The 22,379-nt window shown below is 62.5% G+C and carries 25 protein-coding genes and 1 tRNA gene; 12 read left to right on the top strand and 14 right to left on the bottom strand.

Going from position 1 to position 22,379, the window contains the following annotated elements; genetic code table 11:
- Nucleotides 1–88: 88 nt before the first annotated feature.
- On the bottom strand, nucleotides 89–649 hold the full coding sequence (locus IGB42_RS01555) for a DUF1415 domain-containing protein (RefSeq protein ID WP_201799788.1): 561 nt from the start codon (nucleotides 647–649) through the stop codon (nucleotides 89–91).
- Nucleotides 650–903: 254 nt separating this feature from the next.
- Here IGB42_RS01555 and IGB42_RS01550 point away from each other — a divergent pair, with 254 nt between their 5' ends.
- Nucleotides 904–1,290, top strand: coding sequence for a carboxypeptidase-like regulatory domain-containing protein (locus IGB42_RS01550; protein WP_159665607.1), 387 nt, complete (start codon nucleotides 904–906; stop codon nucleotides 1,288–1,290).
- A 4-nt stretch (nucleotides 1,291–1,294) separates the two neighbouring features.
- Here IGB42_RS01550 and IGB42_RS01545 read toward each other — a convergent pair whose 3' ends face one another.
- Nucleotides 1,295–1,915 carry a YigZ family protein gene (locus tag IGB42_RS01545; protein ID WP_159665604.1) on the bottom strand — a complete coding sequence of 207 codons (621 nt, stop codon included), beginning with the start codon at nucleotides 1,913–1,915 and terminating at the stop codon, nucleotides 1,295–1,297.
- A gap of 5 nt (nucleotides 1,916–1,920) precedes the next feature.
- The gene (locus IGB42_RS01540; RefSeq protein WP_159665601.1) at nucleotides 1,921–2,316 is read right to left on the bottom strand and encodes a YkgJ family cysteine cluster protein; all 396 of its coding nucleotides are present in this window, start codon (nucleotides 2,314–2,316) and stop codon (nucleotides 1,921–1,923) included.
- Between the two features lie 177 nt (nucleotides 2,317–2,493).
- Here IGB42_RS01540 and IGB42_RS01535 point away from each other — a divergent pair, with 177 nt between their 5' ends.
- Complete coding sequence (locus tag IGB42_RS01535) at nucleotides 2,494–3,147, top strand: pseudouridine synthase (RefSeq protein ID WP_159665598.1); 654 nt, start codon at nucleotides 2,494–2,496, stop codon at nucleotides 3,145–3,147.
- Nucleotides 3,148–3,233: 86 nt separating this feature from the next.
- Here the strand turns inward: IGB42_RS01535 and IGB42_RS01530 are convergent, their stop codons facing one another.
- Entirely contained in the window at nucleotides 3,234–5,030 is a 1,797-nt protein-coding gene (locus IGB42_RS01530; RefSeq protein ID WP_159665595.1) for an energy transducer TonB, read from the bottom strand.
- Nucleotides 5,031–5,382: 352 nt separating this feature from the next.
- Between IGB42_RS01530 and IGB42_RS01525 the strand changes: the two genes are divergently transcribed.
- Nucleotides 5,383–5,883, top strand: coding sequence for a GyrI-like domain-containing protein (locus IGB42_RS01525; RefSeq protein WP_159665592.1), 501 nt, complete (start codon nucleotides 5,383–5,385; stop codon nucleotides 5,881–5,883).
- Between the two features lie 72 nt (nucleotides 5,884–5,955).
- Here IGB42_RS01525 and IGB42_RS01520 read toward each other — a convergent pair whose 3' ends face one another.
- The 3 genes from IGB42_RS01520 to IGB42_RS01510 all read right to left on the bottom strand — a co-directional run bounded on the left by IGB42_RS01520 (nucleotide 5,956) and on the right by IGB42_RS01510 (nucleotide 9,463).
- Nucleotides 5,956–7,023 carry a carbohydrate-binding protein gene (locus IGB42_RS01520; protein WP_159665589.1) on the bottom strand — a complete coding sequence of 356 codons (1,068 nt, stop codon included), beginning with the start codon at nucleotides 7,021–7,023 and terminating at the stop codon, nucleotides 5,956–5,958.
- Between the two features lie 242 nt (nucleotides 7,024–7,265).
- On the bottom strand, nucleotides 7,266–8,354 hold the full coding sequence (locus IGB42_RS01515) for a carbohydrate-binding protein (protein WP_159665586.1): 1,089 nt from the start codon (nucleotides 8,352–8,354) through the stop codon (nucleotides 7,266–7,268).
- A gap of 101 nt (nucleotides 8,355–8,455) precedes the next feature.
- Nucleotides 8,456–9,463: a nitrilase family protein gene (locus IGB42_RS01510; RefSeq protein ID WP_159665583.1), complete on the bottom strand. Its 1,008-nt coding sequence runs from the start codon at nucleotides 9,461–9,463 to the stop codon at nucleotides 8,456–8,458.
- A gap of 96 nt (nucleotides 9,464–9,559) precedes the next feature.
- On the opposite strand from IGB42_RS01510, the gene IGB42_RS01505 reads away from it, so the two are divergent.
- A complete protein-coding gene (locus tag IGB42_RS01505; protein WP_159665580.1) occupies nucleotides 9,560–10,432 on the top strand; it encodes a LysR family transcriptional regulator in 873 nt (290 codons plus the stop codon).
- 167 nt (nucleotides 10,433–10,599) lie between these two features.
- Here the strand turns inward: IGB42_RS01505 and IGB42_RS01500 are convergent, their stop codons facing one another.
- Together IGB42_RS01500 and IGB42_RS01495 are read right to left on the bottom strand one after the other, a co-directional pair.
- A complete protein-coding gene (locus IGB42_RS01500) occupies nucleotides 10,600–10,992 on the bottom strand; it encodes a tautomerase family protein (protein ID WP_159665577.1) in 393 nt (130 codons plus the stop codon).
- On the bottom strand, nucleotides 10,982–11,344 hold the full coding sequence (locus tag IGB42_RS01495; RefSeq protein ID WP_159665574.1) for a carboxymuconolactone decarboxylase family protein: 363 nt from the start codon (nucleotides 11,342–11,344) through the stop codon (nucleotides 10,982–10,984). Before IGB42_RS01495 ends, IGB42_RS01500 begins: the two co-directional genes overlap by 11 nt.
- A gap of 105 nt (nucleotides 11,345–11,449) precedes the next feature.
- Between IGB42_RS01495 and IGB42_RS01490 the strand changes: the two genes are divergently transcribed.
- Both IGB42_RS01490 and IGB42_RS01485 read left to right on the top strand, forming a co-directional pair.
- Nucleotides 11,450–12,361 (top strand): LysR substrate-binding domain-containing protein, encoded by a 912-nt coding sequence (locus tag IGB42_RS01490; protein WP_159665571.1) that lies wholly within the window; start codon nucleotides 11,450–11,452, stop codon nucleotides 12,359–12,361.
- A complete protein-coding gene (locus IGB42_RS01485; protein WP_159665568.1) occupies nucleotides 12,358–13,356 on the top strand; it encodes an alpha/beta hydrolase in 999 nt (332 codons plus the stop codon). Before IGB42_RS01490 ends, IGB42_RS01485 begins: the two co-directional genes overlap by 4 nt.
- A 21-nt stretch (nucleotides 13,357–13,377) precedes the next feature.
- Here the strand turns inward: IGB42_RS01485 and IGB42_RS01480 are convergent, their stop codons facing one another.
- Complete coding sequence (locus IGB42_RS01480) at nucleotides 13,378–13,815, bottom strand: MgtC/SapB family protein (protein WP_159665565.1); 438 nt, start codon at nucleotides 13,813–13,815, stop codon at nucleotides 13,378–13,380.
- Between the two features lie 116 nt (nucleotides 13,816–13,931).
- A complete protein-coding gene (locus IGB42_RS01475) occupies nucleotides 13,932–14,735 on the bottom strand; it encodes an alpha/beta hydrolase (protein ID WP_159665562.1) in 804 nt (267 codons plus the stop codon).
- Here IGB42_RS01475 and IGB42_RS01470 point away from each other — a divergent pair.
- Nucleotides 14,734–14,934 (top strand): hypothetical protein, encoded by a 201-nt coding sequence (locus IGB42_RS01470; protein ID WP_159665559.1) that lies wholly within the window; start codon nucleotides 14,734–14,736, stop codon nucleotides 14,932–14,934. The genes IGB42_RS01475 and IGB42_RS01470 overlap by 2 nt on opposite strands.
- A gap of 205 nt (nucleotides 14,935–15,139) precedes the next feature.
- Here the strand turns inward: IGB42_RS01470 and IGB42_RS01465 are convergent.
- Nucleotides 15,140–15,216: transfer RNA gene (locus IGB42_RS01465), tRNA-Arg, on the bottom strand.
- 128 nt (nucleotides 15,217–15,344) lie between these two features.
- On the opposite strand from IGB42_RS01465, the gene IGB42_RS01460 reads away from it, so the two are divergent.
- Nucleotides 15,345–16,085: a cytochrome c5 family protein gene (locus tag IGB42_RS01460; RefSeq protein WP_159665555.1), complete on the top strand. Its 741-nt coding sequence runs from the start codon at nucleotides 15,345–15,347 to the stop codon at nucleotides 16,083–16,085.
- Between the two features lie 140 nt (nucleotides 16,086–16,225).
- The gene (locus IGB42_RS01455) at nucleotides 16,226–16,546 is read left to right on the top strand and encodes a multidrug efflux SMR transporter (RefSeq protein WP_159665553.1); all 321 of its coding nucleotides are present in this window, start codon (nucleotides 16,226–16,228) and stop codon (nucleotides 16,544–16,546) included.
- Nucleotides 16,547–16,618: 72 nt separating this feature from the next.
- On the opposite strand, the gene IGB42_RS01450 is transcribed toward IGB42_RS01455, so the two are convergent.
- Entirely contained in the window at nucleotides 16,619–17,497 is an 879-nt protein-coding gene (locus tag IGB42_RS01450; RefSeq protein WP_159665550.1) for a dienelactone hydrolase family protein, read from the bottom strand.
- Nucleotides 17,498–17,634: 137 nt separating this feature from the next.
- On the opposite strand from IGB42_RS01450, the gene IGB42_RS01445 reads away from it, so the two are divergent.
- From IGB42_RS01445 to IGB42_RS01435, 3 genes are all read left to right on the top strand, one after another.
- Nucleotides 17,635–19,248, top strand: coding sequence for a methyl-accepting chemotaxis protein (locus IGB42_RS01445; RefSeq protein ID WP_159665547.1), 1,614 nt, complete (start codon nucleotides 17,635–17,637; stop codon nucleotides 19,246–19,248).
- A 239-nt stretch (nucleotides 19,249–19,487) separates the two neighbouring features.
- On the top strand, nucleotides 19,488–21,206 hold the full coding sequence (locus IGB42_RS01440) for a DEAD/DEAH box helicase (RefSeq protein ID WP_159665544.1): 1,719 nt from the start codon (nucleotides 19,488–19,490) through the stop codon (nucleotides 21,204–21,206).
- Between the two features lie 9 nt (nucleotides 21,207–21,215).
- Nucleotides 21,216–21,695: an AtaL-like protein gene (locus tag IGB42_RS01435; RefSeq protein WP_159665540.1), complete on the top strand. Its 480-nt coding sequence runs from the start codon at nucleotides 21,216–21,218 to the stop codon at nucleotides 21,693–21,695.
- Nucleotides 21,696–21,829: 134 nt separating this feature from the next.
- On the opposite strand, the gene IGB42_RS01430 is transcribed toward IGB42_RS01435, so the two are convergent.
- The gene (locus IGB42_RS01430) at nucleotides 21,830–22,294 is read right to left on the bottom strand and encodes a DUF5063 domain-containing protein (RefSeq protein ID WP_159665537.1); all 465 of its coding nucleotides are present in this window, start codon (nucleotides 22,292–22,294) and stop codon (nucleotides 21,830–21,832) included.
- Nucleotides 22,295–22,379 lie beyond the last annotated feature (85 nt).

The raw sequence follows: 22,379 nt of genomic DNA, 5'->3' as shown, positions 1-22,379 counted from the left end.
TCAGCCCTGCCCTGTAAGTTTGGCGTTCACTATAAATTGAAAATGCGCTTGTTGTCAGTGCGGGAACATGAATCCTGGAGCCAGTTCATCAATCTGCTGCCGGTGGCCCGACCTGCAATGCTTGCCAGCCGTTATGGCCGAGTTCTTCCAGCTTTGCGATATTGCGCCCGAAGATAGCCGATGCATCGGGAAACGCCGCTGCGGCGCGCGCAATGCTGTCCTCGCGCAACAGGTGCAGCGTAGGATAGGGTGAGCGGTTGGTGTAGTTGCTGATGTCGTCCGGGCCGGTTCCTTCAAACTGGAATTGTGGATGAAAGGCGGCAATCTGGATCACGCCTTCCAGCTCGTGCTCTTCAACAGCCTCTTCGGCAATGCCGATCACCTGGTTGAAATCCAGGAAGTCGGCCAGCAGGGTGGGATGGATCAGCAAGGTGGTATCGATCTGTGCCGGGTCTGCCGCAGCCAGCAGATCCAGCTCGCGGTCCAGATCTTCCAGAAATGCATCCAGGTGGCGTGCTTCGCTCACCACATAACGCACCTGTTCCTTTACATGGACCGCTTTTGCAAACGGGCACAGATTCAGGCCGATCACGGCTTTTTCCACCCAGCTGCGCGTTGCGGCGATTACCTTGTCTTGCATCATGGTCATTCCTGCCTGTTTCTAGGTGCGTGATTCTGCCCGTTGCCCACCGGCCTTGCCAATGCGGTCTGCCATCAGCGCATGGATTTTTCCGGGTGCCTGCATGGCTGGCATTGCAATATCGTTTTGGCATTTTGAACCGGCAGATGCGTGAATTGTGGCTGTGTGCAGCCAGCAAAATGGAGGCTTAATGAAATTCCATGAACCCGCGTCTTGTCCGGTAAGTCCGGAAATGGGGCGAGGATGCATAAGGAGAACCGACAATGAACAACTTCAAACGCAGTCTGCTGCAGGCTACCACTGTCGCAATGCTGGCCATTGCCCCTGTTTACGCTGCCGACAGCACAGCCAGTTTTACCAGCGGCGGTGTGGGTGACAGCGAAGAAGTCGCAATCAAGAGCGAGCGTGCCAATTACAACGTGCACTTGCTGCTGACCGAGAAGAGCGGTGCCTACCTCTCGGGCGTGCAGATCACCATCAAGGATCGCCAAGGCAATGCGGTGGTCGATGCACAATCGGAAGGCCCGTATTTCTACGCCCAGTTACCGGATGGTCAATACACGCTGGCGGCTGAATCCGAGGGCAAGTCCCAGCAGCGCAAGCTGTTGGTGCGCGGTGGTCGTAGCCCCGATCTGCACCTGACTTTCTAAATGGCTAGCGCTGGCTCGTAGCTGGATCGGTTTCGTCCGGCTTGAGCCAGCGCAGCGCGCCATGGCTGGCTTCGCTGGCCTGCAGCGCAAAGTTGCCAGCCTGATCGGTTGGCAAGCGCAACGTGATGGTGACCGCATCACCATGTTCCACCGCCAGCAATTCGGCATCCGCTTCCTGCTGGATCAGCCGGCGCAGCAGACCTTCCTGTGCATATGGCACCCGGGCGTGCAGCGTGCCCATGCTGCGCAACGGCATTTTCTCGGCGTGCAGCAGTGCCTGTGCCACCGTATCGGTATACGCGCGCACCAGCCCGCCGGCCCCCAGCTTCACACCGCCGAAATAGCGCACCACCACTGCCAGCACACGCTCCAGCTGCTGGTGGCGCAATACTTCCAGCATCGGCCGGCCGGCGGTGCCGCCTGGTTCGCCATCGTCCACCGCTGCGGAGTGCCCGCCTGCCAGCAAGGCCCAGCAGACATGCACAGCCTCGGGGTGCTCGACGCGTAAGCGCTCGACGATGGCCTGTGCGGCGGGCCGGTCTGCCACCGGCGTCACCAGGCCGATGAAGCGGCTTTTCTTTATTTCCAGCAGGCTGCTCACCGGCGCGGCCAGGGTATACGGCATGGCGCTTATTTGTTCCGGTACGCGCAAAAGCCCGGCCGCGGGCCGATCTTGGGGTGGTTCCTACAGGTATTGGGCCGCAGGTCGTATATGGTGCACAAACGGGTATCGGCATCCAGATACGTACATTCACCGCTGGCGCGCTGCGCCAGCGTGAAGATGCTGTGCTTGAAATTGAAATGCGCCACCACACCGGCTTTTTGCAGCCGCCGGGCGATCTGCTTGGGAGCTTCGTGCTCGGCTTCGAACGGATCGACCACGCCCATGCGGACAAGATCGGAAACCTTGACCTCCACGGGCATGCTACAGCAGGCAGAGCGGCAATCCAGGCACATGCCGTTGCGGTATCTGGCCCAGGTATCGAGGTTCTCCAGCGTGGAGACGTGTATGAGTTTTTTGTCCATGATGGCGCCGTACCACCTGTTTTGCGCAGCCGGCTGCATTGCAGGCCACTGCGCTCAACACGTGCCGGAATGTGCCTTGCAGATGCGAAGAGGGCGGATTGTCGCACAATGCGGCATGCGTGCCGCTTGCCGGGCTGACCGCCGGCTGGTAAAACCGCGCGCTTGACCGGAGTTGCCATGTCCATTTACCAGCCACCCGCCCATACCGGGCTCGATCTTGTCCATGCCGACGACCACATCGTGGTCGTGATCAAGCCTGCCGGCCTGCTGGCCGTGCCCGGCCGCGGTGAAGACAAGGCCGATTGCCTGCTCAGCCGTGTACAGCTGGAATACCCGGATGCCATGACCGTGCACCGGCTGGACATGGATACCTCGGGCTTGGTGATCTTCGGCCGCGGCCCGCTCATGCAGCGTGATCTGAGCGTGGCCTTCATGGATCGCCAGGTGGACAAGCGCTATGTGGCGGTGGTGGGGGGCGAGATCGCTGCCGATGGTGAAGTGAACTTGCCGCTGATCGTCGATTGGCCCAACCGGCCGTTGCACCACGTCAACTTCGAAACGGGCAAGCCCTCGCACACGCGCTTCTGGCGCGTGGCGTTCGATGCCGCCAGCAACAGCAGCCGCGTCGATCTGGAGCCGGTGACCGGCCGCACCCACCAGTTGCGCATTCATATGCAGGCGATCGGGCATCCGATGCTCGGCGATACCCTGTACGGCGGGCCGGAATGGTCGCCACGCGCACCACGCCTGTTGCTGCATGCGCGGCTGCTGTCGCTGCAACACCCGGTCAGCGGTGCGGCGATGACCTTCGACGCACCGGCACCGTTCTAGCTTGCATCCTGGCTGCCCCGGTGGACTGCCGGCATTGCTGATAATCCCGGTGCAACGCTGCCGACTGCGCTCTTGCCGGTAGCGTCTTATTCCAGCCCGAACTTGTCGCTGGAGAAATAGAAAGTGCGCAGCAGCACCACCTGGCCATCGCTATCGAGCAACGGCCGTGGAATCGGCCCGAACGGGGACGAATACTGCAGGATGCGCAGTGCACCCTTGTCGAGTTCCATATTGCCGGAGGGCTCGATGATGGTGCTGCTGGCCAGCGTGCCATTGGCATTGAGTACGATGCGCACCCGCACCTGGCCATAGATGGCCTTGCCGCGCTCGTCACGCGGGAAGTTCATTTCGCCCATACGCACGATCTTGCGGCGTATCTGGTCTTCCCACAGCGAATAGATGGCGCGGGTGATCGAATCGGGTTGTGGTGTTTCCATGCCACTGCGGGTGACACGCGGCACTTCCGGCTTCAGGTCGCCATAACGGGTGACCAGTGCTGGCGGTGCGCTGGGCTTGGCCAGCATGCTGGACATGTCGCCGACCACCACTTCCCTGCCCGCTGCATTGGATGATGGCGTGCGCTTGCCGTTGCCCGTGTCACCGCTGCCGGTGCTGGTGCTTGTCTGGCCCTGCTTGCTGCCGGTTGCGGGGTTGGCTGCGGGTGAAGAACCGCTGCTGGCCGGTCTGGATGCTGCTTGCGTGCCTGGTTTGGTGGTGGGCAACGTTGTTGCTGCTTTCGTTTCTGCCGTGGTGGGCGCGCCAGGTGCAGGCGAGGGGGCGCTGCTTGGCTCCACGCTGGCTGCTGCCTTGGGAGTAACGGTGGCCGGCCGCGGCGTTGCGCTGGCGGCAGGCTGCGGCGCGGCGGTTGCCGCCGGTGTTGCAATCACCCGTGGAGCCGGTGTCGACGTCATTGCCGGTACCGGTGTGGAAACCGGCTGAGGCGTGGCTGGTGGCAGGGGGACCGGGCTGGCCGTTGCCGTCGGCCGCGCTGCCACCGCGGTGGCAGCCTTGGGCACGATGCTGGGCACCGCCGTGGGGGCGAGGGTTGGTGGGCGACTTGCCTCTACCCGTACTGGCACCGGTGCCGGCGTCGGCGGTACGGTGGGTGGCTTGCTTGGCAATGGCATGGGCGTGGGCGTGTTGCTTGGCAACGGCGTTGGCCGTTCGCTGGGCATCGGCCGGGCTTCGGCCTGCGGTTGTGCGCTGGGGATGCTGCTTGGTGTCAGCGTGGGCACGGCGGTGGCGGCCAGCGCGACGGGCTGTACCGGCGCCTGCGTGGCGACCGGGAGCGGCGTGAGCGTCGGCTTCGGTAGCGGGCTGGGTTCGGAGGTCGGTTGCGGCTTGTTTTCCGGCAACGGTGCCGATGTAACAACGACCGGGGCTATGCTGGTCGGTACCGGGCGAACCGGCGTACTGGTTGCCGGCAGCTCGGTCACACGCTGGTGCTCGGGTGCAGATGCTGTACTTGCCGGTGGCAAATCAGCCTTGGGCTGTTCGGTGGGCGGAACGGAATAACTGGAAAACTCGCTGACGGCAACTGCCGCTGCGGGCGCAGGCGCCGTTTCCACGTGGACCGGTGGTGCGGCAGTTTTGGGAGTACGTGCGGCTTTGGCCGCGACGGGCTTGGGTGGCTTGCTGTCTGCCGGCGGCGGTGCAGGTATTTCCGGCACGGGCAGTGCAGCAGCTGGCACCTGCACAGGCAGGCTCACTTCCAGCAACCACGCGCCAGCACCTATCGCGCTGCTGGCGATTGGCGGTATGGCCATCGGCAGCAGGATCAGCAATAGCGCGTGCAGGCACAGCGACAGCGCGCTGGACGCCCAAAGCCGCCTGCGCTGCTGCGCGATTTCTGCATCGCTATATATGGAAAGCTGCCGTTTCATCCAGAGCCGGGGTCGTGATCGGAGGCGAGTTCAAAACGTACCACAGGGCATCAGCCATGCCGCTGCTTGCAAGGAAGTGAAGGTAGCACGGCATGCCGCATCCGGAGAATGAAATATAAGCGTTTTGCTGCGGATCATTGCCGGGTTTCAGTGCTTCGGGTCATTTTGCCATTGTCGGCAAGGGTTTGTGGCAAGCCGCCGGGCAGGTAATGCAGTCCTTTCGGAGGGCGTCGCAGATAATCCGGTAGCGCTTCCTTTCGGCATTTGTGAAGTGCATGCCGACTCTGCAGAAAGCGAAGCCGGCAGTTTCATCTTTAGCGCTTATGCTGGTATTTCCCGGCGGGAGGCAGACATGCAGGTTCGTATTGAAGAAGCGTACCCCGGCGATCTGGCCTTGGGGTTCGATTTTGCCACGTCGGCACGTGATGGCCGCAACAAGCGCGAAATCCCCGCGCATTGGCAGCAGGTGGAGGCAGGCAATATGCTGGCGACGCTGCCAGGCCGCGCCGGCGCCGCGGTCTATGTTGGCGTGGTGCATGCGTTCGATAACGCCACGCTGGATTTCAATTACCTGATCGGTGTGCTGGCCGATGCGGACACCGTGGTACCTGCCGGCTGCCGCAGCGTGGCATTGCCCGCAGGCCGCTACGCGGTGCTGACCACAACGCCGACAAGCAACCAGGGCGATTTTGTTGCCGGCATCCAGCAGGGCTGGCAATGGCTGATGGCGGAGTGGTTGCCGGAATCAGGTTACCGGGCAGCCGATACGCCCAGTTTCGAGCGTTACGATGAACCAAGTGCACCCGGCCAGTCCGGGCGCACGATGGCAATCTGGATGCCGTTGCAATCGTGAGTTGAATGGCGGTTGCGGCGGAATGGAAAAATGGCGAGCTTTGCAGCTCGCCATGGTTGCTGCGGTTGCCGGTTACGGGCTGACGTAAATGGGTGGTACGCCGGAGGATTGCCCCATCAGGCTGTGATCCAGCAACTTGGTTGGCCGGCATTGTGTGCCCTTGCACGCCCACACGCTGACAAAGCGTGATGTGCCAGCCGGCAGATGCGTGGATACATATTGCTGTGTAGTGATCTTGCCGATGGTCGCCAAGATGGTGCCTTGCGGTTTGCAACTGCCGTCGGGATTGGCCGAGCTGACCGAATTGGGCGCATTCCCTGTCTGGACTGCTGGCGGTAACGGGTTATCGGCCACCTTCACGCCATCCACATGCACCTCCCAGCGATCGGCATGCACAGGCCAATTACGCGGCGGTAGCGTTTCGCTACTGCAAAGGCCGTTCGCCGCATAGAAGATATCTACCGTTCTAGCACCGTTGAAATACAGCGTGAGTTCGCCGTTTACCTTGCTGGTGGTGACCTCGAAGCTGCCGGGTAGCCGCGACAGGTCGATGATGCCCGGGGGCGGATCGCCCAGCAGTTCCCAGGCACCCCATTCATTGCTGCCCGGCTGTTCGTTCTGTGACCACCATTTTGCACTGTACAGCTTGCCGCCATACACCACCTTTTCGCCGGTTACATAGGCGCGGCTGGCGTTCCAGCTTTGCTGGCCGTTGGCATCAGCATCTTCCAGCCATGCGCCACCGGGGATATCCGGCTGCTGGCCCTGTGTCCACCACTGCGCGGTGTAGTTCCTGGCATTGAACGAGGCCTTTTCGCCCGCGTTGTATACCTTGTCGATCAACCAGCCGGCAGCCAGCGGCGGCGTATTCAGGTTTCCCCCCAGGCGGTCGGTGATTTCCTGATCGGTGAGTGATGGAATCGACGCACTATTTGCATAACGTGCCGCAGTCGGGCACATGCCGGCATTGGGGGGCGGAATGTACGGGTAGTTCGGGTCCAGCGCGGGCGGCATCACGGTCAGCTTGCCATCCGGGCCGGCAGGCAGCGTGACGATGGGGCGGATTGGCGGTGAGCAAGCCCATGCTTGCCCGGCAGCGCCCAGCACGCAGAGCATCGCTGCGATCAACGATGGTTTCATTTCCAACTCCTCCAGTTATTGTTGTCTCATGCCATTGGCATGGATGCCATCAGGGTTGTAAACGGCAATGGCTTTGTCAAGGCACGCTGTACCAGCGTGCGGCAAGGGGCGCCGGATGGCTGGCAAGGCATCTGTTTTCGTTGTGTCCGTTGCCTGCGTGGGCAAGAAAAATGGCGAACCCTTGCGGATTCGCCATCGCGGGCCGGCATGCCATGCAATCCGGCGGGCATTGCATCAACCTGTCACGGGCTGACGTACCGGTTGGGTGATAAAGTCAATCCTCCCATCAGTAGATGATCCAGCAGCTTGCTCGGGCGGCATTGGGTGCCCTTGCATGCCCACACGCTCAGGAAACGCGAACTACCGGCTGCAACGGTGGCAGTGGCGGTTTGCAACTGGCCTTCGCCATTGGTTTGCGCTACACCGCCAGCGGCCGGGCAACTGCCATCAGGAAGCCTGATGACCTTTGGTGGTGGCAGCGTGCCCGATACCATGGGCAATGACAGATCGGAGGTGGCCACAGTCACGCCATCAAGGCGGACTTCCCACCGTTCGGCAAATGGCTCGTTGCCGGTCCTGGTGGTGATCAGACCGCATTGCCCGTCGTGCGTGTGCTTCCACTGTACCGTGCGGCTGGCGTTGAAATTGAGCAGCAGCTGGTCACCGGTCTTGCTCACTGCAACATTGAAGCTGCCCGGCATGGCGGACGCATCGATGGTGCCGGCAGGGGGATCGCCACGCAGTTCCCAGCCACCCCATTCGCTGGCGCCCGGCTGCTCGTTCTGTGTCCACCACTTGGCGCTGTACAGCTTGCCGTTGTAAACCACCTGCTCGCCCGTGTTGTAGGTGCGGGTAGCGCTCCAGGTCAGTACGCCATTGATATCGGCATCTTCTTTCCACGGGCCATTCGGGGTATCGGGCTGTGTGCCCTGCGTCCACCACTTGGCCGTGTAGTTCTTGCCATTGAACGATGCCTTGGCGCCAGCCAGGTAAACATTGCTGTCCACCCAGCCAGCGGAGAGCTGTGGTGTGTTGAGGTTGCCGCCCAGCCGGTCGATGATCTCCTGATCGGTCAGCGACGGCACGTCGGCGTTGTACGCGTACCGATAGACCTGCGGGCAACTGCTCGGCGACCTGGTCGGCGTGGGGGTGGGTGTCGGCGCGCCAGGTACCAGCGTGGGTGTGGTTTGCAGGTTGGGCGGCGTAATCGGCAATTTGCCATCCACGCCGGCCGGCAGGGTGATGATCTGTGAAGGTGGTTGTGTGCACGCCCATACCGGGGTTGCCGCGCCGGTCATGCAGATCAATCCGGCCAGTAACGATTTCTTCATTGATGACTCCTCCAGTTCTTGGTTTATCCCCGGCTTCCGGCCGGGGTCTGTCAAGATTTGGCGATCCGGTGTTATTTGTCAATGAATCAAAAGCTTACATATCAGGGGTTGCTGTTTTCGCTGACGTTGGAGGGCGGCGTTTTCGTGCTGGCAGCGGAAAAACGCGCATCGCGCGGGTTCAGTTCATTGCCCATGCGCTCGGCCAGCACGCCATACAATTCAGGCCGCCGCCCGCGCAGCCAGCGCTGGCCGGTACTCATATCGGTGAGGCCCAGATCCAGGTCTGCCACCACCATCGCATCGGCAGCGGCCCAGGTTTCGCTGAGGATGCGCCCGTACGGATCAAGGATCATTGCGTTGCCGGTGCGCACTTCGTCGTCATCCTGCCCCACGCCGTTGCTGAAAATCACGAACAGGCCATTGTCGTGCGCCCGTGCGGGCAACCAGCGCAGCAGCCACTCGCGCCCGTTGGGGCCTTTGAATTCTGCTTCGATGGCTGCCGGGTTACTGTGGCGCTGTTGCCATTTTTCCAGCGCAATCGGCTTCATTGAATGCGGGCTGCGCGAGTTCGTGCCGCCGGTCTGGTGCGGTGCGATCAACAGCGTGGCGCCGGCCAGCGCGGTGGCGCGTGCATTTTCCACCAGATTGTTGTCCCAGCAGATCAGGATGCCGGCACGGATGCCCCACGGCGTATCGAATACCGTATAGCGCTCGCCACTATGGATATGCACATGCTCGAATGCATGCAGCTTGCGGTGCACGTGGCGCGCGCCATCGGGCATGCATACCGCGTAGCTGTTGAACAGCCGGCCGTCGTCGGCACGCTCCAGCCAGCCCGCACCGATGGCAATGCCGCTTTGCTGCGCCAGCGCGGCCACCGCGTTGATTGACGGGCCATCTAGCGGCTCTGCGAGCGCTTCCAGTGCTGCTACGCCCAGCTTGGGCACATGCCAGTAACCGCAGATGCACATTTCCGGAAACACCAGTAGTTGCACCTGTTGCGCAGCGGCTTGCCCGGCAAAATGGCCGATCTGGCTGAGGTTGTAGGCTTTATCGCCAGCGCGATGCTGAAACTGTACCGATGCGGCACGCAGGGTAGGGGCAGACATGATGATCCTTGAGGTTGCATGGAAACCACTGCATTAAGCGCCTGCACATTTCATGCGTAAAATGAAAAATTGGTGATTGATTGATAAGAAAATGGAATGGATATCAAGTTGCTGCGTGCGTTCCTGTGCATTGCCGAGCTTGGCCACTTCGGCCGGGCTGCCAGCATGCTGTGCATTACCCAGCCGGCGCTCAGCAAGCAGATGCTGGCTCTGGAGGCCGAATTGGGCGCGCGCTTGTTCGAGCGCGGCCGCCACGGTGCGGTGCTGACCCCGTTTGGCGAACAACTGCTGCCGGATGCGCTGCAACTGGTCGGCAACGCCGATACGGTGCTGGCACGCGTGCGGCAAGCCAGCCAGGGCGAGCGTGGCCGGCTGGATATCGGCTTCGGCCTGTCCACGCTGGCACTGGCGCCGCAGTGCATCGCCACGTTCCGCCAGCAATGCCCGGATGTCGTCATTACCCTGAACGACCTGTCGTCGGCCGAGCAGACCCGGCGCCTGCTGGCCGGCCAGCTCGATCTCGGCTTCGTGCGCTTACCAGCCAGCGCCGGCCTTGCCACCTTGCCGCTGCTGGATGAGCAACTGGCACTGGCAGTACCGGCTGCCAGCCCCCATGGGCAGCTGCCAGCCGAGCTGGCATCTCTGAATGCGTCGGGCTTCGTGGCGCTCAACCGTCAGCGCGGGCCCGGCCTTGCCGCGCAGATCGAGTTATGGTGTGGGGCGAGCGCGTTCACCCCGCGCATCATCCAGCACGCGGATGATATCCAGACAGTGCTGGCGGTGGTGGCTGCCGGCATCGGCGTGGCGCTGTTGCCGCACCGGTCTGATCATCTGCTGCGCGGCGGCGTGCGGCTATTGCCCATCGATGCTGCCACTGCGCGCTGGCAAGTCGGCCTGGCCTGGCTACCCGGCCGCACGCACCCGGCGCTGGACCGCTTCGTGGCCATGATGCGCGAACGGGCGGGTTGACTATCAGCAGTGCTACCCGGCTACCGGGCCGGTGCCTGGCCAAGCCGGATAGCGCATTGCCGGTTAATGGGGGCTTCCAAAAACCTCGATTTTCAAATGCCGTGCGCATGTAACCTATTGATTTATATCAGTGGTGTTTTATGGGAAAAACGGTTTCTGGAAGTACCCTAATCTGCCGCTGGCAGCATGGTGGCAATACCGTTCCCGAACGACCAGTCTTCCGCTTCGGTGGTATTGATCACCACCATCACATCCTGTGGCTGGATGCCCGGGGAAATTTGCAGCAGCTCGGTCAGCCGGCGATAGAACGCCCGCTTGTGCTGTGTATTGCGGATGCGCCCTGCAGTGATGGCGATCAGCACGTAATCATCACTGCGCGGGCCACACAGGTAGTTGCGATCGAACACCAGTTCTTCCGGTGCCAGTTGGTGGATGACCTGGAAGCGGTCGTTTTCCGGCACCTCGAAGGTTTCCACCAGCGCACGGTGCAGGTTGTCGGATAGCGCACGCAGGTAATCCTGCGTTTTGCCTTTCAGGAGCGAGATACGGCTATAGGGCATGGCGGGTTTCCTCGGTTGTGTTGCTGCTGGCTGCGGCGGGGATGGCATTGAGCAGCGTGATGGCCGATGCCGCGCACGGCCAACCGGCATAAAACGCCAGATGGGTGATCAGCTCTGCCAGTTCGGCATGCGTGATGCCGTTATCCAGCGCGCGTTGCAGGTGAAACGGCAGTTGCTCCAGCCGGTACAGCGCCACCAGGGCGGAGACGGTGGCAAGCGAGCGCTCGCGCGGGTTCAGATCCGGGCGCTGCCAGACATCGCCAAACAGCACGTCGTCGGTCAGTTGCGCCAGCTTTGGCGCATGCGGGCCAAACACGCGCTGGCTATCGGAGGATGGCGGGATCGGTGACATGGAAGGGCTCCTTGGCGGTGGTTGACAGCGCCAAGGTAGCAAGCGACGATAATCCTGAATATCGGGAAATTTGAAATGAATGATCCTATAAAACAGGATTGATGCATGCGGCGAACCAACTTTGATCTGGACGTATTGCGCAGCTTTGTTACCGGTATCGAGCTGGGCAGCTTTGCCAAAGCGGCGCAGCGGCTGGGCCGGTCCACCTCGGCGGTCAGTGCCCAGCTCAAGAAGCTGGAGGTGCAGGTGGGCGCGCCGGTGCTCGGCAAAGCCGGCCGCGGCTTGCAGCTGACGCCGGCTGGCGAGGTGATGCTGGCCTATGCCCGCCGCCTGCTGGCGCTGAACGACGAGGCGGCCGCCGCACTGCACGGCATTGAGCTTGCTGGCCAGGTGCGCATCGGCCTGCAGGAAGACTTTGCCGAGCACCTGCTGGTGGATATCCTCGGCCAGTTTGCCCGCGCCCATCCGCAGGTGCATGTGGAAATCTGCATCGCCCGCAACGAAGAACTGCTGGCACAGATCGCTGCCGGCCGGCTCGATCTGGCGCTGGCATGGGATGGCGGCCAGCGCACCCCCGGGTGCACCCCGCTGGCAATGTTGCAATTGCACTGGATAGGCCACCCCGATACCTCCGTCACCGCAGATCCGTTGCCACTGGTGGTATTTGCCGCGCCTTGCCTGATGCGCAGTGCCGCGATCGAGGCGCTGCAACGTAGCGGGCAGGATTGGCGCGTTGCCGTTACCAGCCCCAGCCTGCATGGGATATGGGCGGCCGCCGCCGCAGGCCTCGGCATTACCATCCGCACCCGTGCCGGCATGCCTGCGCAACTGGCGGTGCTGGAGGGCTTGCCACCATTGCCACGCATCGGCCTGCTGCTGCACCGGGCGGATAACGCTGCCAGTCCTGTCATCGATAAACTGGCGCAAATCGTTGCAGATAGCCTGACCGGACAATGGATGTCGTTAACTGCCGCCGATGCGGCATGCACCGGTGGCGCTGCATGGGAGCAAAAATGAAGACGATCCAACCGCCGTTCCATGGGCATTCCCGCATTTGCCTGCTGCTGGCTGCAATGATGCTTGCGCAAGCCGCCCAGGCCGGCCCCTTGCTGGACAAGCTGCGCGAGCGCCGCGCCCACGCCAGTGCACCCGCCGCTGAGCTGGATGAGGACATGGATGGCGCCGATACCGGCACTGCCGCGGCAGTGCCAGCCGGCGTGCGCGTGATGCGTAACGTGGCCTACGGCAGCAATCCGTTGCAGCGCATGGACATCTACTTGCCGCAGCAAGCCGGTGCGGCACCGGTGATCTTCATGGTGCACGGCGGCGCATGGCGGACTGGCGACAAAGCCGCCAGCACCGTGGTGCAAAACAAGGTAGCGCGCTGGGTGCCCGAAGGGTTCATCGTGATCTCTGCCAATTACCGCCTGCTGCCGGATGCAGACCCGCTGACGCAAGCCCGGGATGTGGCCACCGCGCTGGCTGCGGCGCAGGCCAAGGCAGCAAGCTGGGGCGGCGATCCGGCGCGGTTCATCCTGATGGGGCATTCAGCGGGTGCACATCTGGTCGGCCTGCTGAATGCCGCGCCGCAACTGGCGTATCAGGCCGGCGCCAAACCGTGGCTGGGTACGGTATCGCTCGATAGCGCGGCAATCGACGTGGTCAGCATCATGAATAGGCGCCATTTTCCGCTTTATGATCCTGCGTTCGGCACCGATCCTGCCTACTGGCAAAGCGTATCGCCATACCATGTGCTGGTGCGCGGTGCGGCGCCGATGCTGGCGGTATGTTCCAGCCGCCGCAGCGACGCCTGCCCGCCGGCCGAGCGCTTCGTTGCCAGGGCAGCTACGCTGGGCGTAACAGCCAGCGTATTGCCGCAGGCGCTTACCCACAAGGAAATCAACCAGCAGTTGGGATTACCGGGTGCCTATACCGCAGCGGTAGAGGCATTCATGGCGCAGCTGGATCCGGCAGTCAGCCAGCGGCTGGCCGGCAAGGCCGGCGAGCGCTGATGCCGCCACGCCGGCTTGCATTCACTTGATCGCGCTGTCGACGCTGCGCGCCACGTAATGCAGCACCACGTTGGTCAGCACCACCAGCAACGCTACCACGGTTGCCCACGCAAGCATGCCGAAGCCCGCCAGCACGCCGACCGCGCACGAGCACCACACGGTGGCCGCAGTATTGATGCCGCGCACGCTCACGCCTTCATGCCAGATCAAACCGGCGCACAGGAAGCCCACGCCGGTCACCACCTGGCCTGCCACGCGCGCCGGCCCGGTGTTGTCGCCGATCAACACGGCGGCAATCACATATGCGGCAGCGCCCAGCGCCACCAGCGCGTTGGTATGCAGGCCTGCGGGGTGCCGGCGCCATTGCCGCTCCAGCCCGATCAGACCGCCCAGCACCACCGCAACGACCAGGCCGGCTGCGCGGTATGGATCAAAAGCCAGATAAGCTGTGGCATCCATGGCTATCCTCGTGGTATTGACTGGAATTGCCAGCGTTGCACAGTTGCCGGCGCAGGGCAATCCTGCGCGCAGCAGTGCATGTCATGAGCCGGATCAAGCATGCCGATCCGGCGGCATCATGGGCGCGGCAAGGTCTGTCCGAGAAATGACTGCAATTGCGCTGCGTAGGCGTCTGGCGCGTATCGGTACAGATCCTGGTGCTGCGCACCGGCTACCTCCCGGAACCATTTGGGGCCGGGTGCATTTGCGTACAGGCGCCTCGCCTCATCCGGGTGGGTATGCCGGTCGGCACTGCCGGCCATGATCAGCACCGGGCTGCGTAGCTGTCTGATTGCGTTTTCGGGATGCAATGCGTCGAGCGGGATGCCGAGGCGCCAGGGAATCTGCCAGTACAGCAACGGGGCAAGCCAGCGGCCTGGCCTGCCAAGGCGAATCTCCAGCCGATCTGCTACCGCATCTTCAATGGCGGGATAGACCGATTCCAGCACCAGCGCCTCTACCTTGATCGGTGCCGATCCCAGCAACGCTGCCGCTCCGCCCAAGGATTGACCGACTGCGACGATGCGCTGGCACTGGCCGCTATTTCGCATGAAATCGACGGCGGCATGGGCGTTGGCAGATTCACGATAGCCAAAGGTGATCTGTTCACCGGGGCTTTCGCCATGCGCCTGGAAATCGAACAGCAAGGCATGGTAGCCATGCTGCTGGAACCAGCGTGCCCTGCCCAGCATTGCAGTGCGATCAGCGCGGACCCCATGCATCAGCAGCGCGCAATCGCCAGCAGGCCGACTAGCCGCCAGCCACCACCCATGCAGACCGGAAAATGTGACAGCCCGAACACCGTCCTCTGCCGGCGATGCCGGCCGCGCATGATTGGCCGGTGCTGACAGCGTGCCGCCGGCCAGCCAGCAAAGCATCATGAGCACCCCCAGCACCAGCGGCGCAACCCATAAAACCAGCATGCGCCTGCAGGTGCGGCGTTGTTTCAATGTGCGGTGCTGTGTGTCTGTCATCGCTTTTTGCCATTCCCGCCACCACGGGCGACGATTCCGCTTTTCATTTGTCCATGGGCAGGTCATTGCCGGAACCGATTCCCGCCCGGCGTTTCTGGCCGCTTGATGAACGCCTGCAAACAGCGCTTCCATTGATCAGCAAGATAAATGGCTGCAAATTGTGCAGGGAATGGTGGCAGATGTGCACACTTGGCGCATGTGCTTGCCCAAGTGCGCCCGGCATGCCAATACTCATGCAAGTCACGGATGATTACGCGATGTTGGAAAAGCAAAAGGCCTACGTGAATCCACGTAAGCCTTTGATTGCATTCTGGCGCGCCCGACAGGAATCGAACCTGTGACCTTCAGCTTCGGAAACTGACACTCTATCCAACTGAGCTACGAGCGCGGGGTGAAGGAGGCGGATCATAGCGCGTTTGCCCAACACCGTCTATGCGCTGCTTTGTGGTGCGTGGCTTTATACGTATAATTCCGCCGGTTATTCCACCTCCAAGACATTACACAAGGGATGGCAGCATGAGTGGTTCCAACGCCTCCGGCGCAAAAAGCGTCGTCGCCATGATCGTCGGCTCGCTGATCGGGTTTCCGGTCTTCGTTTACCTGGTCGTGAAACTGTTTTCCGCCGGTAGCGGGGTCGATCTCGGCCAGAACACCATGAGCACAGAAGCCGTTGCTGCACGTGTGCAGCCGGTGGGTACGATCAAGATCGTTGACGGTGGCCCTCCGGGCTCACGCAACGGCAAGGCCGTCTACGAAGCCATCTGCGTGTCCTGTCATGGCGCGGGCCTGGCTGGTGCGCCGAAGTTCGGTGATGCCGCAGCCTGGGGCCCGCGTATTGCCAAGGGCTTCGAAACCCTCTGGACCCACGCCATCAAGGGCTTCAACGCCATGCCTGCCAAGGGCGGCGCGCCTGACCTGAGCGATGACGAAGTCAAACGCGCAGTGGCCTACATGGGCAACGGTGCCGGCGGCAAGTTCGAAGAACCCAAGGTTGCCGGTGGCGGCGCGGTCGATCCGGCCACCAAGGGCAAGGAAATCTGGGAATCCACCTGCCAGGCTTGCCATGGTACCGGTGCTGCCGGCGCACCCAAGCTGGGTGACAAGGCCGCTTGGGCACCGCGTCTGAAAGAAGGTGCAGATGCCGCAGTCGCCATTGGCCTCAAGGGCCTGGGTGCCATGCCGCCCAAGGGTGGTTATGGTGGCTCTGATGAAGAGTTCAAGGCTGCCGCGCTCTACATGATCGGCGCTTCCAAGTAAGTACTGCCGCATCAGCCAACGGGCGGCCTTGCCGCCCGTTTTCCGTTTCCGGTGCGCACGCACCCGTATTGCAAAGCGCCTCTTACGGGTTTCCGGCGCCGCGCTTCCATGAAGAGCCCGCATGACCAAAAGGCATACTCATGGCTACGCACTGGCTGGTTCTCGCTCTCGCTGTCTTCACTGAAATCGTCTGGGCGCTGTCGCTCAAATACGTGCAACTGCACCCCAGTCCCTGGGTGGTCGGCCTGTCGATCGGGCTGTCCTTCGTCAATATGGCGCTATTGTCGTATGCGATGCGCGGCATCCCCGCTGGCACCGCCTACGCGATCTGGACCGGCCTTGGCGCCATCGGTGTGACTATCGGCGGCATCATCTGGTTTGGTGATGCGCTGGGCACCGCACGCATTTTCTTCCTGCTGCTGATCGTGGGCGGCGTGGTGGGGCTCAAGGCGGTTTCCTGAGCGCTACTCGGCTCTCTCATCCGACGTGAAAAAGCCGGCATCAGCCGGCTTTTTGCATGCAACGCGGCGCTGCTACTTCGCCTCTGCCGGCGCCACACCTTTCTGCTTGAAGAAGGCCAGCATCTTGCCCCAGGCATCGTTTGCCGCTGCGGCGTTGTAGCTGGGCCGGTAATCGGCATTGAATGCGTGGCCAGCTTCCGGGTACACATTGATTTCGTCGCTGCGGCCGGCCGCCTTCAGCGCCGCGCGCATCGCTTCGACATGCTCCTGCGTGATGCCCTGGTCCTTGCCACCGTAAAAGCCGATCACCGGGGCTTTCAGCTGCGTCACCACATCGATCGGCTGCTTGGGGTTGTTGGGGCTGGGCTGGCCCACCAGGCGGCCATACCACGCTGCGCCGGCTTTCAGGTAGGGGTTGTGCGCTGCATACAGCCACACGATGCGCCCGCCCCAGCAAAAGCCGGTCATTGCCAGCCGCTTGCCATCACCGCCATGGGCAACCGCCCATGCGCAGGTCATGTCGAGGTCCGTCAGCACCTGCTGATCGGGCACTCTGGAGACCACCTTGCTCATCAGTTCGGCCGTATCGGTGTATTGCCGGGGATCGCCCTGGCGGAAATACAGCTCGGGGGCGATGGCCAGGTAACCCTGCTTGGCCAGCCGGCGGCATACATCCTGGATATGCTCGTGCACGCCGAAGATCTCCTGCACCACGATCACCACCGGCAGCGGCCCCTTGGCACCAGCCGGCCGCGCCTGGTATGCGGGCAGCGTGGCACCGGCCACCGGTATGCCCACCGGGCCGGCTTCCAGGCCGACGCTATCGGTGGCCACGGCGCTGGCGGCTATCGGGGCGACCGCGCGGGCAAAGCCGGCGCTGATGCTCAGCGCTGCGCCTGCAGCAAGAAAATGGCGGCGTGAAGCGGGGTCAAACTGGGGTTCATCCGGCATGGTTCGGCTCCTGATCAGGGTTGAGTTCACAACAGCATAGTGCAATGCAGCGTATTAGGTGGCGAGCTTACATCCCCTTGCCTATACCTGTGTCAGGGGCGTTCCCGACAACAACAAGCCGTTCAGGGGTAAGGGTAATGGGAATCCGGGCAAAACTGGTCGCGCTGGTGGCGGTATTACTGGCGTTGATGATTGCATTGGGCCTGTTCGGCCTCAATGCGCTGTCGCAAACCAACGATGAATTCAAATCCACCTATAACGACCGGGTGGTGCCGCTCAAGCAATTGAAAATCGTCTCCGACATGTATGCGGTCAATATTGTCGATACCACGCACAAGCTCAATTACGGCGTGATCGATTGGGCTGCTGCCGATAAGGCGGTGCAGGAGGCCAAGGCAAAACTGGGCCAGGAATGGCAGGCTTATGCCGCAACTGAAATGACCGGCAACGAGCAGCAACTCGTCAACGGCCTCAAGCCCAAGATGGCCGCTGCCGATGCCGCAGTGGCCGAGCTGGAAAAGCTCATCGCCGGCAAGGATCTGGAAGCCGTCAACCAGTTTGCCCGCCAGAAGCTCTACCCGGCCATCGACCCGGTAACGACCGACATCGGCGGCTTGGTCGATCTGCAGTTGCACGCCGCAGCAGACAATTTCGAAATCGCCCAGTCGCACTACAAGCAGACGTCCGCAGTGACCTGGGGCTCGCTGATCGTTGCGGTGCTGATCGGCCTTGGCATGAGCGCATGGCTGCTCAATACCATCAGCAACAAGCTCGGCCACCTCACGCGCACGCTGGAGCAAAGCCGCGAAAACAGCGATCTCACCTTGCGCACGCACCTGTCGGGCAACGATGAGCTCGATACCATCGGCCGCGCCTACGATGCGCTGGCCACACGCATCCAGCAACTGCTGGTGCAGGCGCGCAGCGTGATGCGCTCCGTGGAAGGGGAGGCGGGCAAGCTCGCCGGTACCAGCCAGGAGCTTGCCAAGGCCAGCGACGTGCAGAGCGGGGTGACCACGGGCATTGCCGCAGGCGTGGAGGAAGTGACCGTCAGCATCAATATCGTGGCCGACAGTGCGCAGTCTGCGCGCGAGCTGAGCCGGTCCACGCAGAAGCTGGCCGAGGAAGGCCGTGGCCAGATCAAGTCGGCGGTGGCGGAAATCCAGGTGATCGATCACGCAGTGGGCGAGGCCGCCGGCATCGTCGGCGAGCTGGGCCAGGAAACCCAGCGCATCGTCGGCATCGTGCAGGTGATCCGCGATGTGGCCGAGCAGACCAACCTGCTGGCGCTCAATGCCGCCATCGAAGCCGCCCGCGCCGGCGAGCAGGGCCGCGGCTTTGCGGTGGTTGCCGATGAAGTGCGCAAGCTGGCCGAGCGCACCGCGCGCGCCACGGTGGAAATCGAAGAGAAGATTGCCGCCATCCGCAAGCAGGCCGAGCACTCGGTCACCACCATGGGCAAGACCACACAAAAAGTGACCGATTGCGCGGCGGTGGCCAGCGGCGCCGGCTCGGTGATCGAACGCATCCACGAGCATTGCATCGAAACCGGCAGCGCCGTGCACCAGATCAGCGAAGCGCTGGCCGAGCAGCGCGTGGGCAGCCAGGAAATTGCCCAGCGCGTCGAACAGATCGCACAGATGGCCGAGGAAAATGCCGCCGCCGTAGGGGCGATGGACGACGCCGCACAAACACTCAACCAGCTCACGCGCCAGCTATCGGGCGAGATCGAGCGCTTCCGCGTGGCCTGATGGTGGGGTGTGCTTCGATCATGCGGGGCCGGATGCGTAATGATGGGTGATCAATACCACATTGCGCATCCTGCTTGGTGTACGGCGCTTACTACCGTATACTGCCCGGAGAAACCCAGAACAGCCCGACGCAATGACCGGCTTACTTGCCGGCATGTGGCTGAAAACCCGTCCCGATACCTGCTTACCGCAAATCCGCGTCCAACCGGGACAACTGTATCTTTCCCTCGGAAACCTCTATGTCCTTTGCTTCCCTTGGTCTGGATGACACGCTGGTACGCGCTGTCACCGAACGTGGCTACACTGAACCCACTCCAATTCAGACCCAGGCCATTCCGGCCATCCTGTCCGGCGGCGATTTGCTGGCCGGCGCACAAACCGGCACCGGCAAGACCGCAGGCTTCACGCTTCCCATCCTGCAACTGCTGTCGCAACGCACCCCGGCAGAAGGCAGCAAATCAGTCATCCGTGCGCTGATCCTCACCCCCACGCGTGAACTTGCCGCGCAGGTTGAAGAAAGCGTGCGTGAATACGGCAAGAACACCAATCTCAAATCCATGGTGATGTTCGGCGGTGTAGCCATCAACCCGCAGATCAAATCGCTCAAGGGCCGCATCGATATCCTCGTTGCCACGCCGGGGCGCCTGCTCGATCACGTGTCGCAAAAGACCGTCGACCTCTCGCACGTGGAAATCCTCGTGCTGGACGAAGCCGACCGCATGCTGGACATGGGCTTCGTGCACGACATCAAGAAAGTGCTGGCCCTGCTGCCGAAGAAGCGCCAGAACCTGCTGTTCTCGGCCACGTTCTCGGATGAAATCAAGGCGCTGGCCGACAAACTGCTGGATAAACCGGCACTGATCGAAGTAGCCCGACGCAATGCCACCGCAGAAACCATTGCCCAGCGCGTGCACCCGGTGGACCGCGACAAGAAGCGCCAGCTGCTGGCGCACCTGATCAAGGAACACAACTGGTTCCAGGTGCTGGTTTTCACTCGCACCAAGCACGGCGCCAACCGCCTTGCCGAGCAACTGGACAAGGACGGCATCACCTCGCTGGCCATCCATGGCAACAAGAGCCAGGGTGCCCGTACCCGCGCACTGACCGAATTCAAGGCCGGCACGCTGCAGGTGCTGGTGGCAACCGACATCGCCGCGCGCGGTATCGATATCGACGAACTGCCGCACGTGGTCAACTACGAGCTGCCCAATGTGCCGGAAGACTATGTGCACCGTATCGGCCGTACCGGCCGTGCCGGCGCGGAAGGCGAGGCCATCTCGCTGGTGTGCGTGGACGAAATCAAGCTGCTGCACGATATCGAGCGCCTGATCAAGCGCGAGATCCCCAGCCAGGTGATCGAAGGCTTCGAGCCCGATCCCACCATCAAGGCGGAACCCATCATCAACGGCCGTCGTGGCCAGGGCCAGGGCCAGGGTGGTCAACGCCAGGGCCAGGGGCAACGCCAGCAACAACGCCAGCCACGCCGTGAAGGCGAGGGCGGCGGTCAGCAGAAGCGTGCGCCGCGCCCGCAGCGCCAGGCCAACCCATCCGCTCCGCAGGCAGAAGGTGAACAGCCGGCAGCAGATGGCCAGCAACCACGCCGCCAGGGTCAGGGCCAGCCGCGTCAAGGCCAGGGCCAGCGTCAGGGTGGTCAGGGCCAACGCCAGGGGCAGGGTGCCGGTAACGGTCAACCGCGCCAGGGCCAAGGTCCGCGTCAAGGCGGCGGCAAGGGGCAGGGCGCTGCCGGTGGTGGCGCCGGTGGTACCGGTGGTGCCCAAGGCCGCGGCAAGCCGCAGCAACGCACGCAGGGCGACAAGGACAACCGCGGCAACCAGGCACGTGGTACGCCACCTGCCCAGCAGCGTGATCCATCGTACTGGGACGAGCGCCAGCCCACCAGCAACGAAAGCCGCCCGGTCGCCGCACTGTTCGATACTCCGCGCCGCCGTTTCAATTAAGGGGGCTGGATGTATTTCGAACATCTGGTGGTGGTCAACGAGCCGGGCAACCCGCTGGTTGAACCGCTGACGCTGGCGCAGTTGTGGAATGGCCTGGTATTGCGCGCGGAAGCGCCGGACCTCTTCCTGGAGCACATCGAATCGGTGCGCATCCTGGAGCGTGGCCCCGGCACGCTGCTGCGTGAAATCGAGCTGGGCGTGCTGACGGTGCGTGATCGCATCACGCTCACGCCTCACCAGTCGGTGCACCATGTGACCGAAGCCAGCGACCAGCACGAAGGTGGCACGCTCACCATCAGCATCGAAGTGCCGGAAGAAGAACAGCTGCTGGTGCGTTTCGTCTACGACACCCCGGTGCCGGAGCACGATCCGGCTGCCGGCGAGGGCGAAGCCAATTACGCCGCTTACCTCAAGGCTGCGTACCAGCAGATGGATGTCGAGGCGCTGAAGAAAGTGCGCCAGATGGCAGAGCAGGGCGAGCTGGGCTGAGCGGCCGGCTCGACCATGCAAGAAAAAGGCGCCGTGAGGCGCCTTTTTCTTTGGCGATGGGTTGGTCTGCCGTGGTGCCTGCGTTCTGCCAAGTCAATATCCAACCAGCAGATCGCACAACGCGCCAGCGGCGATCAGCAACCGGAATACAACGCCTTCAGTGCGCTGACCGCATGTCGTCCCCAATGTGCCTGGTGGCCAAATGCCCACTCCCAGGCTGCAGTCTGTTTTTCGCCCGCATCGAATAGCGCCAGCGCACACCACAGATCTGAATAAATGTCCTGAAGGTCGTCATCCAGATCGCCCAGCGTAACCGGGTCTGTGCACGCAGGATCGAGATCGAAGCAACTGCGGTAATAGCGGCCGCGAACCTGCGCCAGCCCTTGCCGGGCCAGTTCGCGCTGTACGACTGGCAGATCGGGTGCGTCGGTATCGCCTGGCTCACAGGCTGGCAAGCCCAGTGCCGCAGCGTGTAGCCGGGCAAGCCAAGTGGCCGCCTCCGTAGCGGTTTTTTCATTCGCGGTGTTTTCACACCAGGCGCAATAGCCGCGAGCGAGAGTGGCAAAATCCTCGATTAGGATTGCATCTTCAGCATGCATGCAAGACAGGTTCCGGCCGGATACAGGTTGATCAATTTAGCAACATGCTTCCGGCCGATTGTATCCTCGCTGAGTGGTGGAAGGT

The organism is Andreprevotia sp. IGB-42 (assembly GCF_009848685.1).
Lineage (GTDB): Bacteria > Pseudomonadota > Gammaproteobacteria > Burkholderiales > Chitinibacteraceae > Andreprevotia.
Note: the sequence above shows the minus strand (reverse complement) of the source record. Positions and strands in the feature narration are given on the sequence as shown.

Bases quoted from the DNA above. Each gene is read 5' to 3' on its own strand.
- IGB42_RS01455 (WP_159665553.1), top strand. From the start codon at position 16,226: ATGGCTACGCACTGGCTGGTTCTCGCTCTCGCTGTCTTCACTGAAATC.
- IGB42_RS01505 (WP_159665580.1), top strand. From the start codon at position 9,560: ATGGATATCAAGTTGCTGCGTGCGTTCCTGTGCATTGCCGAGCTTGGC.
- IGB42_RS01540 (WP_159665601.1), bottom strand. From the start codon at position 2,316: ATGGACAAAAAACTCATACACGTCTCCACGCTGGAGAACCTCGATACC.
- IGB42_RS01485 (WP_159665568.1), top strand. From the start codon at position 12,358: ATGAAGACGATCCAACCGCCGTTCCATGGGCATTCCCGCATTTGCCTG.
- IGB42_RS01525 (WP_159665592.1), top strand. From the start codon at position 5,383: ATGCAGGTTCGTATTGAAGAAGCGTACCCCGGCGATCTGGCCTTGGGG.
- IGB42_RS01490 (WP_159665571.1), top strand. From the start codon at position 11,450: ATGCGGCGAACCAACTTTGATCTGGACGTATTGCGCAGCTTTGTTACC.
- IGB42_RS01460 (WP_159665555.1), top strand. From the start codon at position 15,345: ATGAGTGGTTCCAACGCCTCCGGCGCAAAAAGCGTCGTCGCCATGATC.
- IGB42_RS01520 (WP_159665589.1), bottom strand. From the start codon at position 7,023: ATGAAACCATCGTTGATCGCAGCGATGCTCTGCGTGCTGGGCGCTGCC.
- IGB42_RS01555 (WP_201799788.1), bottom strand. From the start codon at position 649: ATGACCATGATGCAAGACAAGGTAATCGCCGCAACGCGCAGCTGGGTG.
- IGB42_RS01475 (WP_159665562.1), bottom strand. From the start codon at position 14,735: ATGATGCTTTGCTGGCTGGCCGGCGGCACGCTGTCAGCACCGGCCAAT.
- IGB42_RS01450 (WP_159665550.1), bottom strand. From the start codon at position 17,497: ATGCCGGATGAACCCCAGTTTGACCCCGCTTCACGCCGCCATTTTCTT.
- IGB42_RS01545 (WP_159665604.1), bottom strand. From the start codon at position 1,915: ATGCCGTATACCCTGGCCGCGCCGGTGAGCAGCCTGCTGGAAATAAAG.
- IGB42_RS01515 (WP_159665586.1), bottom strand. From the start codon at position 8,354: ATGAAGAAATCGTTACTGGCCGGATTGATCTGCATGACCGGCGCGGCA.
- IGB42_RS01535 (WP_159665598.1), top strand. From the start codon at position 2,494: ATGTCCATTTACCAGCCACCCGCCCATACCGGGCTCGATCTTGTCCAT.
- IGB42_RS01445 (WP_159665547.1), top strand. From the start codon at position 17,635: ATGGGAATCCGGGCAAAACTGGTCGCGCTGGTGGCGGTATTACTGGCG.
- IGB42_RS01470 (WP_159665559.1), top strand. From the start codon at position 14,734: ATGAGCACCCCCAGCACCAGCGGCGCAACCCATAAAACCAGCATGCGC.
- IGB42_RS01500 (WP_159665577.1), bottom strand. From the start codon at position 10,992: ATGCCCTATAGCCGTATCTCGCTCCTGAAAGGCAAAACGCAGGATTAC.
- IGB42_RS01480 (WP_159665565.1), bottom strand. From the start codon at position 13,815: ATGGATGCCACAGCTTATCTGGCTTTTGATCCATACCGCGCAGCCGGC.
- IGB42_RS01530 (WP_159665595.1), bottom strand. From the start codon at position 5,030: ATGAAACGGCAGCTTTCCATATATAGCGATGCAGAAATCGCGCAGCAG.
- IGB42_RS01430 (WP_159665537.1), bottom strand. From the start codon at position 22,294: ATGCATGCTGAAGATGCAATCCTAATCGAGGATTTTGCCACTCTCGCT.
- IGB42_RS01510 (WP_159665583.1), bottom strand. From the start codon at position 9,463: ATGTCTGCCCCTACCCTGCGTGCCGCATCGGTACAGTTTCAGCATCGC.
- IGB42_RS01435 (WP_159665540.1), top strand. From the start codon at position 21,216: ATGTATTTCGAACATCTGGTGGTGGTCAACGAGCCGGGCAACCCGCTG.
- IGB42_RS01495 (WP_159665574.1), bottom strand. From the start codon at position 11,344: ATGTCACCGATCCCGCCATCCTCCGATAGCCAGCGCGTGTTTGGCCCG.
- IGB42_RS01550 (WP_159665607.1), top strand. From the start codon at position 904: ATGAACAACTTCAAACGCAGTCTGCTGCAGGCTACCACTGTCGCAATG.
- IGB42_RS01440 (WP_159665544.1), top strand. From the start codon at position 19,488: ATGTCCTTTGCTTCCCTTGGTCTGGATGACACGCTGGTACGCGCTGTC.